Origin of the sequence: Desulfovibrio sp., assembly GCF_041907885.1 — a bacterium.
In the GTDB taxonomy this organism is placed as follows: domain Bacteria; phylum Desulfobacterota; class Desulfovibrionia; order Desulfovibrionales; family Desulfovibrionaceae; genus Desulfovibrio.
The window spans coordinates 17,752-32,046 of the sequence record NZ_JAYRGM010000011.1; the positions used below are offsets into that span (position 1 = coordinate 17,752).

At 61.3% G+C, this 14,295-nt stretch carries 12 protein-coding genes; 6 read left to right on the plus strand and 6 right to left on the minus strand.

The annotated features are described in order from the left end of the window. Positions 1-225: 225 nt before the first annotated feature. The 5 genes from tilS to ACE3NW_RS07425 all read right to left on the minus strand — a co-directional run bounded on the left by tilS (position 226) and on the right by ACE3NW_RS07425 (position 4,665). Entirely contained in the window at positions 226-1,359 is a 1,134-nt protein-coding gene (gene tilS / locus ACE3NW_RS07405) for a tRNA lysidine(34) synthetase TilS (RefSeq protein WP_374281961.1), read from the minus strand. A gap of 143 nt (positions 1,360-1,502) precedes the next feature. Then, positions 1,503-1,841: a hypothetical protein gene (locus ACE3NW_RS07410; RefSeq protein ID WP_374281963.1), complete on the minus strand. Its 339-nt coding sequence runs from the start codon at positions 1,839-1,841 to the stop codon at positions 1,503-1,505. Then, complete coding sequence (hemA, locus tag ACE3NW_RS07415) at positions 1,841-3,136, minus strand: glutamyl-tRNA reductase (RefSeq protein WP_374281965.1); 1,296 nt, start codon at positions 3,134-3,136, stop codon at positions 1,841-1,843. The genes ACE3NW_RS07410 and hemA overlap by 1 nt, the downstream gene beginning before the upstream one ends. 13 nt (positions 3,137-3,149) lie before the next feature. Further along, the gene (gene ccsA / locus ACE3NW_RS07420; RefSeq protein WP_374281967.1) at positions 3,150-3,977 is read right to left on the minus strand and encodes a cytochrome c biogenesis protein CcsA; all 828 of its coding nucleotides are present in this window, start codon (positions 3,975-3,977) and stop codon (positions 3,150-3,152) included. Next, a complete protein-coding gene (locus ACE3NW_RS07425; RefSeq protein WP_374281969.1) occupies positions 3,964-4,665 on the minus strand; it encodes a bifunctional precorrin-2 dehydrogenase/sirohydrochlorin ferrochelatase in 702 nt (233 codons plus the stop codon). The genes ccsA and ACE3NW_RS07425 overlap by 14 nt, the downstream gene beginning before the upstream one ends. 216 nt (positions 4,666-4,881) lie before the next feature. Here ACE3NW_RS07425 and ACE3NW_RS07430 point away from each other — a divergent pair, with 216 nt between their 5' ends. Beyond that, a complete protein-coding gene (locus ACE3NW_RS07430; protein WP_374281971.1) occupies positions 4,882-6,165 on the plus strand; it encodes a glycosyltransferase family 9 protein in 1,284 nt (427 codons plus the stop codon). Next, positions 6,165-7,451 carry a glycosyltransferase gene (locus tag ACE3NW_RS07435; RefSeq protein ID WP_374281973.1) on the plus strand — a complete coding sequence of 429 codons (1,287 nt, stop codon included), beginning with the start codon at positions 6,165-6,167 and terminating at the stop codon, positions 7,449-7,451. The genes ACE3NW_RS07430 and ACE3NW_RS07435 overlap by 1 nt, the downstream gene beginning before the upstream one ends. 118 nt (positions 7,452-7,569) lie before the next feature. Here the strand turns inward: ACE3NW_RS07435 and ACE3NW_RS07440 are convergent, their stop codons facing one another. Then, positions 7,570-8,589, minus strand: coding sequence for a hypothetical protein (locus ACE3NW_RS07440; RefSeq protein ID WP_374281976.1), 1,020 nt, complete (start codon positions 8,587-8,589; stop codon positions 7,570-7,572). A gap of 441 nt (positions 8,590-9,030) precedes the next feature. Here ACE3NW_RS07440 and ybgF point away from each other — a divergent pair, with 441 nt between their 5' ends. The 4 genes from ybgF (at position 9,031) to ACE3NW_RS07460 (ending at position 13,994) form a co-directional block, all read left to right on the plus strand. Then, positions 9,031-10,554 carry a tol-pal system protein YbgF gene (ybgF, locus tag ACE3NW_RS07445; RefSeq protein WP_374281978.1) on the plus strand — a complete coding sequence of 508 codons (1,524 nt, stop codon included), beginning with the start codon at positions 9,031-9,033 and terminating at the stop codon, positions 10,552-10,554. Positions 10,555-10,596: 42 nt separating this feature from the next. After that, positions 10,597-11,907 (plus strand): DNA-processing protein DprA, encoded by a 1,311-nt coding sequence (dprA, locus tag ACE3NW_RS07450; RefSeq protein ID WP_374281980.1) that lies wholly within the window; start codon positions 10,597-10,599, stop codon positions 11,905-11,907. Then, complete coding sequence (locus ACE3NW_RS07455; RefSeq protein WP_374281982.1) at positions 11,904-12,890, plus strand: tyrosine recombinase XerC; 987 nt, start codon at positions 11,904-11,906, stop codon at positions 12,888-12,890. Before dprA ends, ACE3NW_RS07455 begins: the two co-directional genes overlap by 4 nt. A 186-nt stretch (positions 12,891-13,076) precedes the next feature. Then, positions 13,077-13,994: a manganese-dependent inorganic pyrophosphatase gene (locus tag ACE3NW_RS07460; protein WP_374281985.1), complete on the plus strand. Its 918-nt coding sequence runs from the start codon at positions 13,077-13,079 to the stop codon at positions 13,992-13,994. Positions 13,995-14,295: the final 301 nt, after the last annotated feature.

The window sequence follows — 14,295 nt, forward strand, 5'->3', positions numbered from 1 at the left end:
AGGCGTCCCAAACTTCGCCGGGCGGCGAAACCCAGTGCCCGAAGGGCAGCAAAACACCAAAGGCTATTAACCCTGCCGTTCAGGTGAAATCGCGCGCCGCGCAGGCGTCCCAAACTTCGCCGGGCGGCGAAAAGGAGTGCCCGAAGGGCAATAAAAACAAAAAGTTAGTCAGCCTTACTTCTGGGGACGAAGTGCCGTGCCCGAAGGGCAGGAAATCCAGAAAATTTATTTATCAGCCCGCCGCGCAGGCGAAAATTCCCGCCGCGCAGGCGCACCAAAAACAACACTCCCTCCCTTCAAATACGCCTCCAGTCCACCGGGCAACTGAAACCGCGTATTCCCCCGCCCGCTGGCAAGCGCTTCATCCAGAGCCAGCAGGGTACGGGCGCGGGCCTGACCGTGAAGCTGCCCCGCACCGTCATCCTCTCCAATATCCCCCGCCGCAGCGCGGCACAAACACCGCACAGCCCGCACATACAGGCGCAACCGGGCAGCGGGGTGCAGCCCTGACAGCAGTTTTGCGGGCAGGGTCAGGCTTGGGCCGTCGCCAACAGCCGCAGGCAGTTCCAGCCATGGATTTTCGGCCAGGGCCGCATCCAGCGCCTTGTTCCAGTAGTCTTCATCAAGGCGGGCCATTTGCCAAAGGTCATGCACGTTATGGTCAAGGGAGGGATTTTCTTGCCGCAGCAGGGGCAGCACATCAAGGCGCAGCCGGTTGCGTTTGTACTGGCGGCTCTGGTTGCTGGCATCCTCGCACCAGTGGAGGCCACATTGGCGCAATAAATCTTTCAGGGGCTGCGCATCTGTTGCAAGCAGCGGGCGCAGCAGATGGCGCTCGTCGTCGCGGGCGGTCATGCCGCCAAGGGCAGGCCAGCCCGTGCCGCGCGTCAGGCGCAGCAGTACATCCTCGCTCACATCAGCCGCGTGGTGCCCAAGAGTGATAAAATCGGCCCCCACGGCCACACGTTCCTGTTCCAGTAGGGAATAGCGCAGCCTACGAGCCGCGTCTTCAATGCCGACTTTGCCGCAGGCCGCAAACGCGCGCACATCTGCCTGCCGCACGGTGCAGCCAATGCCCAGTTTGTTGCATAATTGCAGTACGAATTCAGCGTCTTGCGCAGATTCTGCCCGCAGGCCGTGGTCAACGCTCAGGGCGTGCAGGGTCAGCCCCATGCGTGGGGCCAGCATGTGCAGCACAAGGGCCAGCGCTGTGGAGTCGGCCCCGCCAGAGAGCGCCAGCAACAGTCGAGAACCCTGCGCAAGGCCAAGCCGCTGGCAGCAGAACCGCTCTACCTCAAGGCAAAGACGGGCTGTGACGGCGGGGAGTTTCTGCAATGTTGGCAGCTCTGGTTCTGTCATGGCGTGTCGGCGGTAGCGAGGGGGTGGGCAAGGATCGGCCCGGAGAATTTTTGGCTTGTGGAACCGGGAATGGTCGGTGCAAAAAAGGCCTTGGGTTTCTTGCGCAGTGCGCCACCCCAAGGCCTGTTATCACGCATCCGCACCTAGGCGGGGTCGATGCCCAGCTCGGCCAGCAGATTTTCAAGCCACACGATCATGCGGTCGCGCAGTTCGGGCGAGGCATAGTGTACGCATTCGCAGCGCATGCGGCTGCGGGCGCGCACCAGCAATTCGAGGCGCACAAAATTTTCTTCAATTTCCAGCCCCATAACGTGGGGGCCGCAGCTTTCCACGTGTTCAAGCTGTACGGGCGAGAGCATCTCGGCGGGAACAGGCAGCCAGAAAAGGCCGTCCATGCCCGATGCCAGCTCCATCTCGGTGAGCGTGTCAGCCAGTTTTTTGGTGTCTTCTTCGGTAATGTCGTCAATTCCGTACCAGCGCATCAGTTTTCCTCCGACGAATAGGGACAGCCAGTTTTATCCAGATTGAAAATGCGGCGCGTAATGCTGATACGCGGGCCGTTGCCCTCCTGGGACATGCTGCCGCGCTTGAGAAACATGATGGGATCGTGGTTGAACTTGCGCACTAGCGAGCCCACCAGCGCCTCCAGCGCATCGCGGGTTTCGTCGTCCACCGGGCCGAGTCTTTTGAGGGTCTTGGCCAGTTCTTCCTGTGCCATGCGTTCGCCGCGCTGGATAAGGTCAACAATGGTGGGCTGCACATCAAGGCTTGAGAGCCAGCGCGAAAAAAGCAGCACCTCTTCATTCACGATATCTGCGGCCTTGGCGGCCTCGTCGCGGCGGGTGGCAAGGTTTTCTTCCACCACTTCCTTGAGGTCGTCGATGTCGTACAGATAGACGTTGTCGAGGCCGTTGACGTCGGGGTCGATGTCGCGCGGCACGGCAATGTCGATAAAGAACATGGGCCGGTTTTTGCGGGCCTTGAGCACGGCGCGTATGTCGCGCGCGCGGATAATGGGCTCCTGCGAACCGGTGGAGGTGATGATGATGTCCACCTCGGTGAGGTGCTCGGCCATGTCTTCAAAGGCAATGGCGCGGCCCTTGAACTGCTGCGCCAGCTCCTGCCCGCGCGCCAGCGTGCGGTTGGCCACCAGAATTTCATCAATGCCCGATTGCAGCAGATGCATGGCGGCGAGTTCGGCCATTTCACCAGCGCCCACCAACATGGCCTTGTGGGTTTTCATGTCGCCAAAAATGCGCTTGGCGAGCTCCACGGCGGCATAGCTGATGGAAACCGCGCTTGAGGCCACGGCAGTTTCGGTGCGCACGCGTTTGGCGACGGAAAAAGCCTTGTGAACCAGGCGGTTAAGAATGACGCCCGTGGCGTGGCATTTAACGGCCTTGCGGTAGGCGTTTTTGAGCTGGCCCAGAATCTGCGGTTCGCCCAGCACCATGGAATCGAGGCTTGAAGCCACCGAAAACAGGTGGCGCACGGCCTCCAGATTTTTATGCACGTACACGTAGGGCCGTAGTTCTTCGGCCTTGGCGCCGCGTGCCGCCGCCCAGTTTTCGAGCACCTGTCCTGCAACGTCGCCGTTGCCGGCGGCGAGCAGCTCTACCCTGTTACAGGTGGAAAGGATCACGCTTTCGCTCACCGCGCCAATACATGGCACGGCCCAATGCTCTTCGTCGCAATGGTTGACCAGGGCAAAGCGTTCGCGCACGTCCACGCTGGCGGTGCGATGATTCAGGCCGACAAGAAAGATATCACAGTCCATGGCTATAGCCCGGTCAGCGCCGGATGAATGCGTGGTGGGTTTCCATAAAGGTATTCACCACAATGATTGAAAAAAGGCAGAGAATAAAAACAAAAACAGCTAGTTGCGCTGGCTTGCGGCCCTTCCATCCCTTGGTGATGCGGTTGTGGAACAGCACCGAATAAAACAGCCAGATCACAATGCTGATAACTTCCTTGGGGTCGCCCGTAACTGTGCCGCCAAAAACAGGCTTGGCCCAGATAAGCCCCGAAACTATGCCCAGGGTGTACAGGGGAAAGCCCACCATGGTTGTGACGGCATTGATCTTGTCGAGCATGGAAAGGGCGGGCATGTCGAGCCAAAAGCCCTTCATGGTCAGCTTGCTTTTGATGCGGCCTTCAATGAACAGAAACAGCGCCCCGGCTGCAAAGGCCAGAGCCAGCAGGGCCAGGCTCAAAAAGAGCGTGCCGATGTGCAGCGCGTAAAACGAGGTGTTGAGCGAGGCGGGAACCTGCACCACAGAGGCCAGATACGGGGCCGACATGGCAAAGAGCATCAGCCCCAGCGGTGTGGCAAATACCAGCGGTATTTCCTGCCGCAGCTTGGCCCAGGCGGCAATGCCGCACAGCACCACAAACCAGGCCATAAGCTGAAAATACGCGCCAGCGCTCAGGCCGCCGGGCAGGGCCTTGTGAAAGCCCATAAACAGCATGAGGGTCTGGCAGGCAAAGCCCGCCACGGCCAGTGAGCAGCCGATCTTGCGCCACATGGGCATACGAGCAACTATGCCCGCAAGGCCCGCAACGCTGGCAGAGCCATAGAGCAGCAGGGTTACGGCGGTGGAAAATTCAGGGGAGATCATGGAGCAACTCCGCTATATCAGCGTGCAATGCGGGCGGCAGTTCCGCCTGCAAACAGCGTCGACAGTTTTCAAGGTCGTTTTCTTCCAGCCACTGTTGCAGGGGTGAATCTGCCAGCTTTCGGAACAATCGTGTATTGTGCCCTGTATCTTCACCCAAGGCAAGAACCAGAGGCCGCAGCCGCCCCATAAGGGCCGCCATGCGCGAACGCGGTTCAAGCCACTGTTGCAGCTCGCTCTTCCAGCGACGCGCAAGCGCAGGGCTTGCGCCGCCGGTGGAAAGCGCCGCCGCAAGCTGGGCGTGGCGCGCAACAGCGGGAACCTGAAAGCAGCCTTCCGCAGGGTTGCTGGCGCTGTTGCACAAAATACCCGCAGCGGCGCACAGGGCGGCGATACGGCTGTTTTCGGCAGCGCTGCCCGTGGCGGCAAAAACCAGGGCGCGGCCTTGCAGATCGGCCTGCGCACAGCTGCGGCGCTCAAAGCGCACACGCGGGTCTTGCAGCAGGGCGGCGGCTTCTGCGCCGTTTGCCATCGGCTCGGCCAGATCAAGCACCAGCACCGAGGCCGGGTCGCAGGCCAGCAGGCCCGAAAGTTTGCGTTGCCCCACCTGGCCAAGTCCAACCACCAGGCAATGAATGCCTGCCAGCGAAACAAAGATGGGGTAGAGCGGTGTGTGGGGCTGTGTGCGCATGGGTGATCCAAGGGGTGAAAGAAGCTTGAGAGCGAGCATACAGCAGCCCGAAATATTTTGCAAAGGGCCAACGCGCTGCCGTATTTGCAAAGCAGCAATAGTTGCGCTGCCGCCGGGGCGGGGTATCTTGCTTGCCTAGGTGGCCTGATTGCCTTAGATTGTGCGCAATTGACAGTTTTCAACTACTTGCGGCCATCAACAGGCACACGGGATGACATGGCAAAATTTTTGGTCATACAGGCGGCGCGGTTTGGCGATCTGGTGCAGACCAAGCGTCTCTTGCTGAGCCTTGCCGGGCGCGGCGAGGTTCATCTTGCTGTGGATGCCGGTCTGGTTTCGCTGGCCAGGCTGCTCTATCCCTTTGCCGAGCTGCACGCCCTTTCGGTTCACGGCGGGCCGCAGGCCGAGGCACTGGCGCGCAATGCCGCCGTGCTGGCCCGCTGGCGGGGCGAACATTTTGATGCCGTGTACAACTGCAATTTTTCTGGCACAACGGCGGCCCTGTGCCGCGTTTTTGAGGAGGCACAGGTCTGCGGTTACCGGCCAGGTGCAGGGGGCATAACACGCTCGCCGTGGGCGCTGCTTGCCTTCAGAATCAGCGAACGCCGTGCCTTGGCTCCCCTCAATCTTGTGGATTTCTGGGCACATTTTGCACCGCAGCCTGTGCCGCCCCACACGGTCAACCCCGTGGCAACGCCCGGCGGGCAAGGGCTTGGCGTGGTGCTGGCCGGGCGCGAATCGCGCCGCTCGTTGCCCGTGCCCGTGCTGGCCGAGGTTGTGCGTGCGGCCTTTGGGGCCATGGGCGGCCCAAAGGTTTTTCTGCTTGGTTCTGCGGCAGAAAAAAACGCCGCCCGCCAGCTCATGCGGCAGCTGCCCGCAAAAATGCTGCCTGCGGTTGAAGACCTGAGCGGCAAAACAGACTGGCCAGCACTTGTGGATGCCGTAACCGGGCTGGACGCGCTGGTTACGCCAGATACGGGCATCATGCATCTTGGCGCGCACCTTGGCGTGCCGGTGCTGGCGTTTTTTTTGTCCTCTGCCTGGCAGCACGAAACCGGGCCTTATGGCGAGGGGCACCATGTGTGGCAAACCAGCCGTGGCTGCGGCCCGTGCCTTGAATCCGCTCCCTGCCCCTACAATGTTGCCTGCGGCGAACCCTTGGCCCAGGTTGAGCTTTTACGTTCGCTGGTGGCGGTGCTTGGCAGCATAAAGTCCGGCCTGCCCGCCACTGCGGCAAGTGAAAAAAAATGGCCAGCCCTTGCGGCGGATTTGCAGCTGTGGCGCACCGGCCTGGATGCTCTTGGGGCACGGCCCATGTTGCTGGCGGGGCACGATCCGCATGCGGCAGAGCGCCTGTATGTGCGCGAATTTCTGGCGGCCCGCCAGCATGTGGCGCTCAAGCCCGCAGGCAGCGCCCCTGCTTATCGGCCCACCGCCGACCTTGAACAATGGCTTTGTAACGACGCGGACTGGATGTTGCCGCCAGGGAGATACTGCTGATGCCCGCCGCCCCTCTGCGAATTCTTGTGGTGCTGCCCATGTACGGCGGCTCGTTGCCCCTTGGCAGATACTGCGCCAGCGCCCTCGGCGCACTGGGGCACAGCGTGCGGGTGTTCGAGGCCCCTCTGCTGCACGCGGGCTTTACCGGCCTGCGCGGTCTTGGTCTGGCTCCTGCGCAGACCGCCCAACTTGAGAATTCCTTTTTACAGGTGGTTTCGCAGGCGGTGTGGGCGCAGGTTCAGGCGCAGGAACCGCATCTGGTGCTTGCCATGGCCCAGGCCCCGCTGGGGCGCAGCCTGTTGCAGCGGCTGCGCAGGGCTGGCATCCGCACGGCCATGTGGTTTGTGGAAGATCACGAGGTTTTTGACTACTGGAAGGGCTACGCCCCCCTGTACGATGTTTTTGCAGTCATTCAGAAAGAGCCGTTTTTGTCCATGCTTGCCGATGCAGGGCAGACCAACGCCCTGTATCTGCCGCTGGCGGCGCAGCCCGATTTTCACAAGCCTCTACAGCTCAGCGATCAGGAAAGGCGTGAATACGGGGCGGATATCGGCTTTCTTGGCGCTGGTTATCCCAACCGGCGGCTGGCATTCCGGCAGCTTGTGGGGCGTGATTTTAAGATATGGGGTTCTGACTGGGACGGTGAAAACCTGCTTGCGGCCCATGTGCAGCGCGGCGGCGCGCGTATAGATGCCGAGGAAAGTGTCAAAATTTACAATGCCACGCGGGTGAACCTGAATCTGCATTCAAGCCTTGGCACGGCAGATCTGGTGAGCAGGGGGGATTTTGTCAACCCGCGCACGTTTGAACTGGCGGCCATGGGGGCTTTTCAGCTTGTGGACAGGCGCGGGCTCATGCCAGAGCTGTTTGCGCAGGACGAGCTGGCCACCTTTGGCACGCTGGAAGAATTTTATGCGGCCATCGACCATTTTGTTGCCCATCCTGACGAGCGCGAGGCCTTTGCCGCCCGCGCCCGCGCCCGTGTGCTGCGCGACCACACCTACGAGCAGCGCATGGCGGCCCTGCTTGGCTTTATGGAACAGCGGCTGGGTGCATGGCCGCAGGCGGAAACCGCACCGCAGGCCCTGCCGCCCGATGTGGAGGCCGTGCTTGCGCCAGAGATTCGCGCCGAACTGGCTGGCGTGGTTCAGGGGCTTGGCCTTGGCCCCAACGCGGGTTTTGACGATGTTATCAGCGCCTTGCGCGCCCGTAGCGGCGCACTGAAAGAACCAGAGGCCGCCCTGCTGTTTCTTGACGAGTGGCGCAAACAGTACGGCAAAAAATAGGCGTATGGGCGCAAGGTTGGCTTTGTTGTGACATATGAAAACAAAAAACCCCGCCAGTCTGGCGGGGTTTTTTGCAAATACAGGCAACCGCAAGGGGATTTAGCCGTGCGGCATGCTTTTATTCGATACCGTCGGTAAGATATACCGGCAGGGTAATTTCGGTCATGTTCATGTAAAATGGCAGCATAACCGCCACCGCCAGCACAAGGGCGGCCAGCAGGGTAAGTTTGTGGCGCATGGGTGTTGCGCTGCGGCCCACCAGTGTCCAGAGCAGGGCAGGCACAAGCCAGAGCAGCAGTTCGACGCTTTCCAGCACTGCATCAATGGCGGTAAAGGTGTCGCTTTGCCATTCGCGCTGCACATCAAAGACGGACGAGGCCAGCAGAATTACCCAAAAAATGGCCCAGGCATTGCGCGCCCACGTGGCGCACCAGGGCAGCATGGTATTGTAGTGGTCGCGGCCAAAGTCGTCGTACTTGCGGCGCAGCACAAGCCAGAACGCGCCCATGCCGCCCGCCACCGCCAGCGTGAGCGGCAGCGCCCAGAAAATGGCGCACCAGAATGGCGTGCCAAAACCCGGCACATAGATATGCCCAAGAGTCAGCATATCTGCATCGGGCCGGGCCAGAGCCGTAAGCATGCGTGCGGCGGCCAGCGAGGCAGCCGTGGCAATGCAGGCCTGAATGCCGCTTACAACGCCCAGCCCCACATGCAGCATGGGCATTTTGAGCAAAAACTTCCACAGGGCAAAGTACAGGCTGTTGAACAGCACCGCCAACCCCAGCATGACCCAGCTCATTTCGACCATGAAGTCTGAAAGTGAATCTGGCGTATAGGAACCCTGGGTAAAAAAGAGCCATACCCGGCCACAGATAAGCAGCAGCCAGCCCAGCAGCAGGGCAAGCAGGGCAAGCTGGCGTGCGCATTTTTCATACGAGGCGCGCTTGCGCGTAACAGCCAGCCCCCGTGCGGTGGCCGACATGAAGTTAAGACCCACAAAGGCCAGCAGGGCGGCCAGCGGCAGGGCCACGCTCAGGGCGTCAAGGCCCATGCGCGCCAAGGGAAAGGACTGTCCAAGATGCCGCAACGCGTCCATCCAAGTGGTCAGGGTCGCTGCCATTTCCTGGAAAAAATTCATCAGGCTTCGCCTCCGGTATGGCTTGATGCCGGATAGGAACGGTTCATACATGTTCTCGCGGGCTTGTCCGCAGTGCGGGCAAACGTGCAGCCCGTACCCTGGCGGATAAAAATCCGCGTCATACCCGGCTGCAAGACGCATTCGGCAGGCTGCCCAGCAGCCTTTTCAGCGCCGTAATGCCCCGGTTGGCCGTAACTGTTGTGCTGCAATAGCGTAAGCAAGCCTGTTCTTGCCTGAAAAACGCTGCCGCCGCAAGAGTTCTTGAAATATGGCCGGGGTTGAGGCACAAGAAAGCTTGGCTGCGCACGCGGTTTGCATGTATGCGCCCTGTGCAGCAAAAAATTGCCATGTTGCCAATAAGTATGATGAAAGCCTGTTGCGGGTTTTTTGACGCATTGAAAGATATTTCAACGCACGAATACTCTTGTGCTGGAGACTGGAATGAAAACACTGATCGTTGTACCGCTGACTTGCCTTGCGCTGGCTGCGGGGTGCGCTTCTTCAGACAAGGTGCGTCAGGTCGAATCGTCCAGCGAAACTAACCAGAAACTGCTGCGTGAAACCGACCACCGTCTGCGCACGCTGGAGCAGAGCGTCAACACTCTTGATACCCAGGTTGCCCAGCTCAATAACAGGGTTTACGAAGTGCGCACCCGTGGCGGACAAAAAACCGGCATGACCGTTGTGCCCATTCTTCCTCCGCAGCCTTACAAAAGCGCAGGGGTTGCCACGGCGCAGCCAGAGGCCCAGCTGAGTGCGCACGGGCCAGTGGCAGTGCCCGCCCCCGATCACGCGGCCCCGCAGAGCCCCGCTCCTGCGGCCCCTGCGGCCCCACAGGCCAGCGGCAGGCCGTCCATTGCGGTAGCTTCCACAAGCGCAGCCGCCAGCGCGCCTGCCAATAGTGCTGGCACTGGGGGCAGCAATACGGCCAACGATCCGGCGGCCACCATTCGTCCCCTTCCCGCCGCGCCCCAGCGCGAGGCTGCAAAGCCCGAAATGACGCCAGCACCGCAAGTTGCTGGCACGGCTGCTCCCATGCCTGCCCCGGCGCAAAAGCCCCTTACCAAGGCGGATGAAAGGGCTGCCGCCAAGGCCGAGGCCAAGGCTGCCGCCGAAGCCGCCAAGGCCGAGGCCAAGGCTGCCAAGGCAGAAGCCAGGGCCGCCAAGGCCGAGGGCAGGCCTGCGGCTATGCCCGCAAGCAGCAGTGCTGCCGCAACCTCATTTGCCCTGCCGCCAGAGGCCGCCTCATCCGGCAAGCCTGCCACAGCGGTGCAGCCCATGCTGCCGCCTGTTGCTGCGGCGGGTGGCAATACCGATGTGCCCGTGCCTGTGGTTCCGCAATCAGATCTTGCTTTGCCGCCAGAGATGCCTGGCCTTGGGCTGCCGCCCCTGTCTGGCGAAGCCGCCGTTCCGGCAGCCAAAAACGGGGCCAAGGGCAAGGGCGCAGCCAAGGCTGCCCCCGCGCCCGCTGCTTCGGCTGCACCGGCTTTGGCCGCACCCGCCGCAGCTTCCGCCTCTGCCCAAGCTTCTGCAACAGCTTCTGCCCCCGCCGTCCTGCCTGCTGCCCAGCCCGCCGCCCTGCCCAAGAGCGGCAAGGGTGAAGAAGCCGCCTACAAGGCCGCCTTGCAGCCAGCCATGGCTGGCCGCGCCAGCGAGAGCATCAGCCGGTTTCAGACATTTTTGCAGGAGTACCCGCAGGGACGCTTTGCCGCCAATGCGGAATACTGGATAGGTGAGGGCCTGTACGCCCAGGGCAAGTATGGCGAAGCGCTGGCGCAGTTTCAAAAGGTCAACAGCCAGTGGCCCAGCCACCACAAAAATGCCGATGCCCTGCTGAAAACCGGCATGACCCTGAGCCGCATGGGTGATAAGGAAGGCGCAGCCCAGGCATATAAAAAACTTCTGTCACAGTTTCCCACATCCGAGGCTGCTGGCATTGCCCGTTCGCGCGGGTTGGCCCGTTAGAATGGGCTGTGCGCGGGTTCTGGCCCCGGCAGCGGGGGCGGCATGACCCAACAGGGCAGAAGCTGGGCCTTTATGGACGAAGCCGCCCGCAAGGAATACTGGGCCAGCCTTGCCCTGCGGCACTGCCGGGGTTTGGGTGCGCGCTCTGCTGCGCGCCTTGCGAGGTTTTTTGGTTCGGCCTACGCCGCCGTTCAGGCCCGCCAGCAGTGGGGCGAGGCGGGGGTCAACAAGGGGCAGGCAGCCGAACTTGCTACAGGTTCCTGGCGTGTAACCGCCAGGGAAGAATGGGACCGCGCCCGCGATCTCTCCGCCGCAGTCGTTCTATGGACAGACCCCGAATATCCCGCCTTGTTGCGTTCCATAATTGATGCTCCTCTTGTGTTGTACTGCCGGGGGGATCTTTCGCTTTTGCAGTCGCCGGGCTTTGCCGTGGTGGGTTCGCGCAAGGCTACCCGGCACGGCAGGTCGGTGGCCGAATATATGGCCCGCTGCCTTTCGGCCTGTGGCATGGCCATTGTTTCGGGCATGGCCCTTGGTATAGACAGGGTTGCCCACGAGGCCGCCCTTGCGCGGGTGGGACGCAGTATCGGCGTGCTGGGCACAGGTATTGACGTGCTCTACCCACCGGACAACATGGCGGCCTTTGACGCCATGGAGCGCCATGGCCTGCTGATATCTGAATTTGCGCCAGGCACAGTGCCGCATGCGGGCAATTTCCCCATCCGTAACCGCATCATCAGCGGGCTTTCGCTGGGGGTGCTGGTGGTGGAGGCGGCCCAACGCTCTGGCAGCCTGATAACTGCGCGGCTGGCGCTGGAGCAAAACCGCGAGGTTTATGCCGTGCCTGGGCCAGCGCTGGATGCCCACTGCCTGGGGTGTCAGGATCTTGTGCGTCAGGGTGCGCGCGCCGTTTTTTGCGCAGAGGACGTGCTGCGCGATCTGGCCGAACAGCTGCGGCCCTTTGGCATCGACGAGCAGAGTGTTCCAGAGCAGGAGGCAGGCTTGCAGGAGGATGTGCCCGCGCCTCCCCCAGCAGGGGGGCCAGCTGCAAAGCCTGCTGCCGTGAATGGCGCTGGTACTGCAATCGTTGCTCCCGCGCCTGCGCCCCCGGCGGATGTTCCCGCAGCCCCGCCCCTCAATGCCACCGAGCTGGCAGCTGCGGAAAACGCGGCTGGCACTGGCGACAACAAGGGGCTGATTGAGTATCTGCGCCAGCACGGCCCTACCCATGCCGATATTCTGGCCGATGCCGCAGGGCTCAGCGCTGCTGCGGCCAATGCCGCTCTTGTGGGGCTTGAGATGCTGGGCAAGATTCGGCGTTTGCCCGGCGCGCGCTACGAGGCCGTGCCATGAGCAAGGGACAGGACGTACGCAAGGGACAGAACCCGCCCACGCCTGCGCCAGACCGCGCAAAGCTTTTTGTAGATGCTTTTCTGGTCTGGATGGAAGTGCAGAAAGGGGCGTCACCAGCCACGCTCAAGGCTTACGGCAGCGATCTTGCGCAGCTGGCCGAATTTTTGCGCGGGCAGGATGCCGACCTGGGAAAGCCCGAAACCGTCACCAAGCGGCATATTCAGGCTTATCTGGCGTGGCTGTTCCGCCTTGGCGATGCCAAAAGTTCCATGGCCAGAAAGCTTGCTGCAACGCGCTCGTATTTTCGTTTTCAGCAGCGCAGCGGCGCAGTGACAGAAAACGTGGCAGCACAGGTGCGCAATCCCCGGCAGGAAAAGCGCCATCCCCGCGCCCTGAATGTGGACGAAACCTTTGCGCTGCTGGATACGGAACATAAGCCGGGGCAGCCTGGGGCGGAAAGCGCCGAGGCCGAGCGCCTGCTTTGCCGCGACCTGGCCCTGGCTGAGCTGTTGTACGGTTCTGGCCTGCGTATTTCAGAGGCCCTGAGCCTTGATATGGATGATGTGCAGCTGGCATCGCGGGTGCTGCGGGTTATGGGCAAGGGCTCGCGTCAGCGGCTCGCGCCGCTTTCAGACACCTCGTGCGACAGCCTCAAAAGCTGGCTTGACGAGCGCCCCCTCATGGCTCTGCCCGACGAACCGGCCCTGTTTGTGGGCTCGCGCGGTTCGCGCCTCAACCGCCGGGAGGCCGCACGCATTGTGGAGCGCCTGTGCCGCAGGGCGGGGCTTGATTTTACGGTATCGCCCCACAGCCTGCGGCATTCGTTTGCCACGCATCTGCTCACAGCCGGGGCAGACCTGCGCAGCGTGCAGGAGCTGCTTGGCCACAGCCGTTTGACCACCACCCAGCGCTACACACAGGTGAGCCTTGAGCATCTTATGGAGGCCTATGACAAGGCGCATCCCAAGGCTACCAAAAAATAAAAAATTCACGAAGTTTTAGATTTCCTTTGTTTTCAAGTAGTTAATCTTTCATAGTTAAATGCTAAATAATCTGTGTCGGGTTTTTTTGCCTGAAGTCCTTGGCATGAGCAGGACTTTGTGCTAAAGAGAACAAAGCGGTCAGATTGAACCGCTATACCCAAACAAATCCCGGAAGGAGAGCCTGTCATGTCCGCATTAGTTATTGGTCACATGAATCCCGATACCGACAGCATCATTTCTGCCATTGCCGCCGCCGACCTGTACAGCAAGCGCGGTCTGGACGTTACCCCTGCCGCTCAGGGCGCGCCCACGCCTGAAACCGAATTCGTGCTCAAGAAGTTCGGTCTTACCGCTCCCCAGGTTGTTGCCGACGTGGCTGGCAAGAATCTGTACCTGGTGGACTATTCCGATCTGGCTCAGGCCCCCAAGGGAATGGATTCCGCCTGTGTGCTCGGCATCGCTGACCACCACAAGCTTGGTGATGTGACCACCTCTGCTCCCCTCGAAGCCTGGATCTGGCCCGTGGGCTGCACCTGCACCGTGCTGAAGAACATGTTTGACTTCTACGGTGTGGAAATTTCCAAGAGCATCGCTGGCGGCATGCTGTGCGCCATTCTCTCCGACACCGTTATCTTCAAGTCGCCCACCTGCACCCCCGCCGACAAGAAGGCCGTTGAAGAACTGGCCAAGATTGCTGGCGTGAGCGACGTGATGGCCTTGGGCATGGAAATGTTCAAGGTCAAGAGCGCCGTTGATGGCACCCCCATGAAGGACCTGGTCTTCCGTGACTACAAGGACTTCGACATGGGCGGCAACAAGGTTGGCATCGGCCAGCTGGAAGTGGTTGACCTCTCCATTCTGGAACCCGTCAAGGCTGGCCTCCAGGCCGAAATCGCCCGCGTGAAGGCCGAAGGCCGTCACAGCGTGTTCCTGCTGCTGACCGACATCATGAAGGAAGGCTCTGAAATGCTGATCGTTTCTGACGATCCTTCCGTGGTGGAAAAGGCTTTTGGCGTGAAGGCCGAAGGCGAGTCCGTGTGGCTGCCCGGCGTGATGAGCCGCAAAAAGCAGGTTGTGCCCAACTTTGAAAAGGCCTTCAAGTAAGCTTATTCAGCTTAACTTGATGTGATTTTGCCCCGCCGGGGCAGGGAAGCAGGCTCTTGTGAGCTGAACCCCTGCCCTGGCGGGGTTCTTTATTTTGTCTGCTCCGCTGCGCATTGCCTTGTGCGCGCCCGCAGAAACGGCGGCGCGGCGGGCAGCCACTGGCCGGTAGCAGGCCTGCACATGGCCTGAGCGCCACACCGCAGGCCTGTGCTCCACCGTGTGTAACCAAACGGCGCAGCTGCCAGCTGTGGCATTTAGCTTTTTGTTTCGCCTTGTGTTGCGGGGCGTGTGCTGGCCCGCT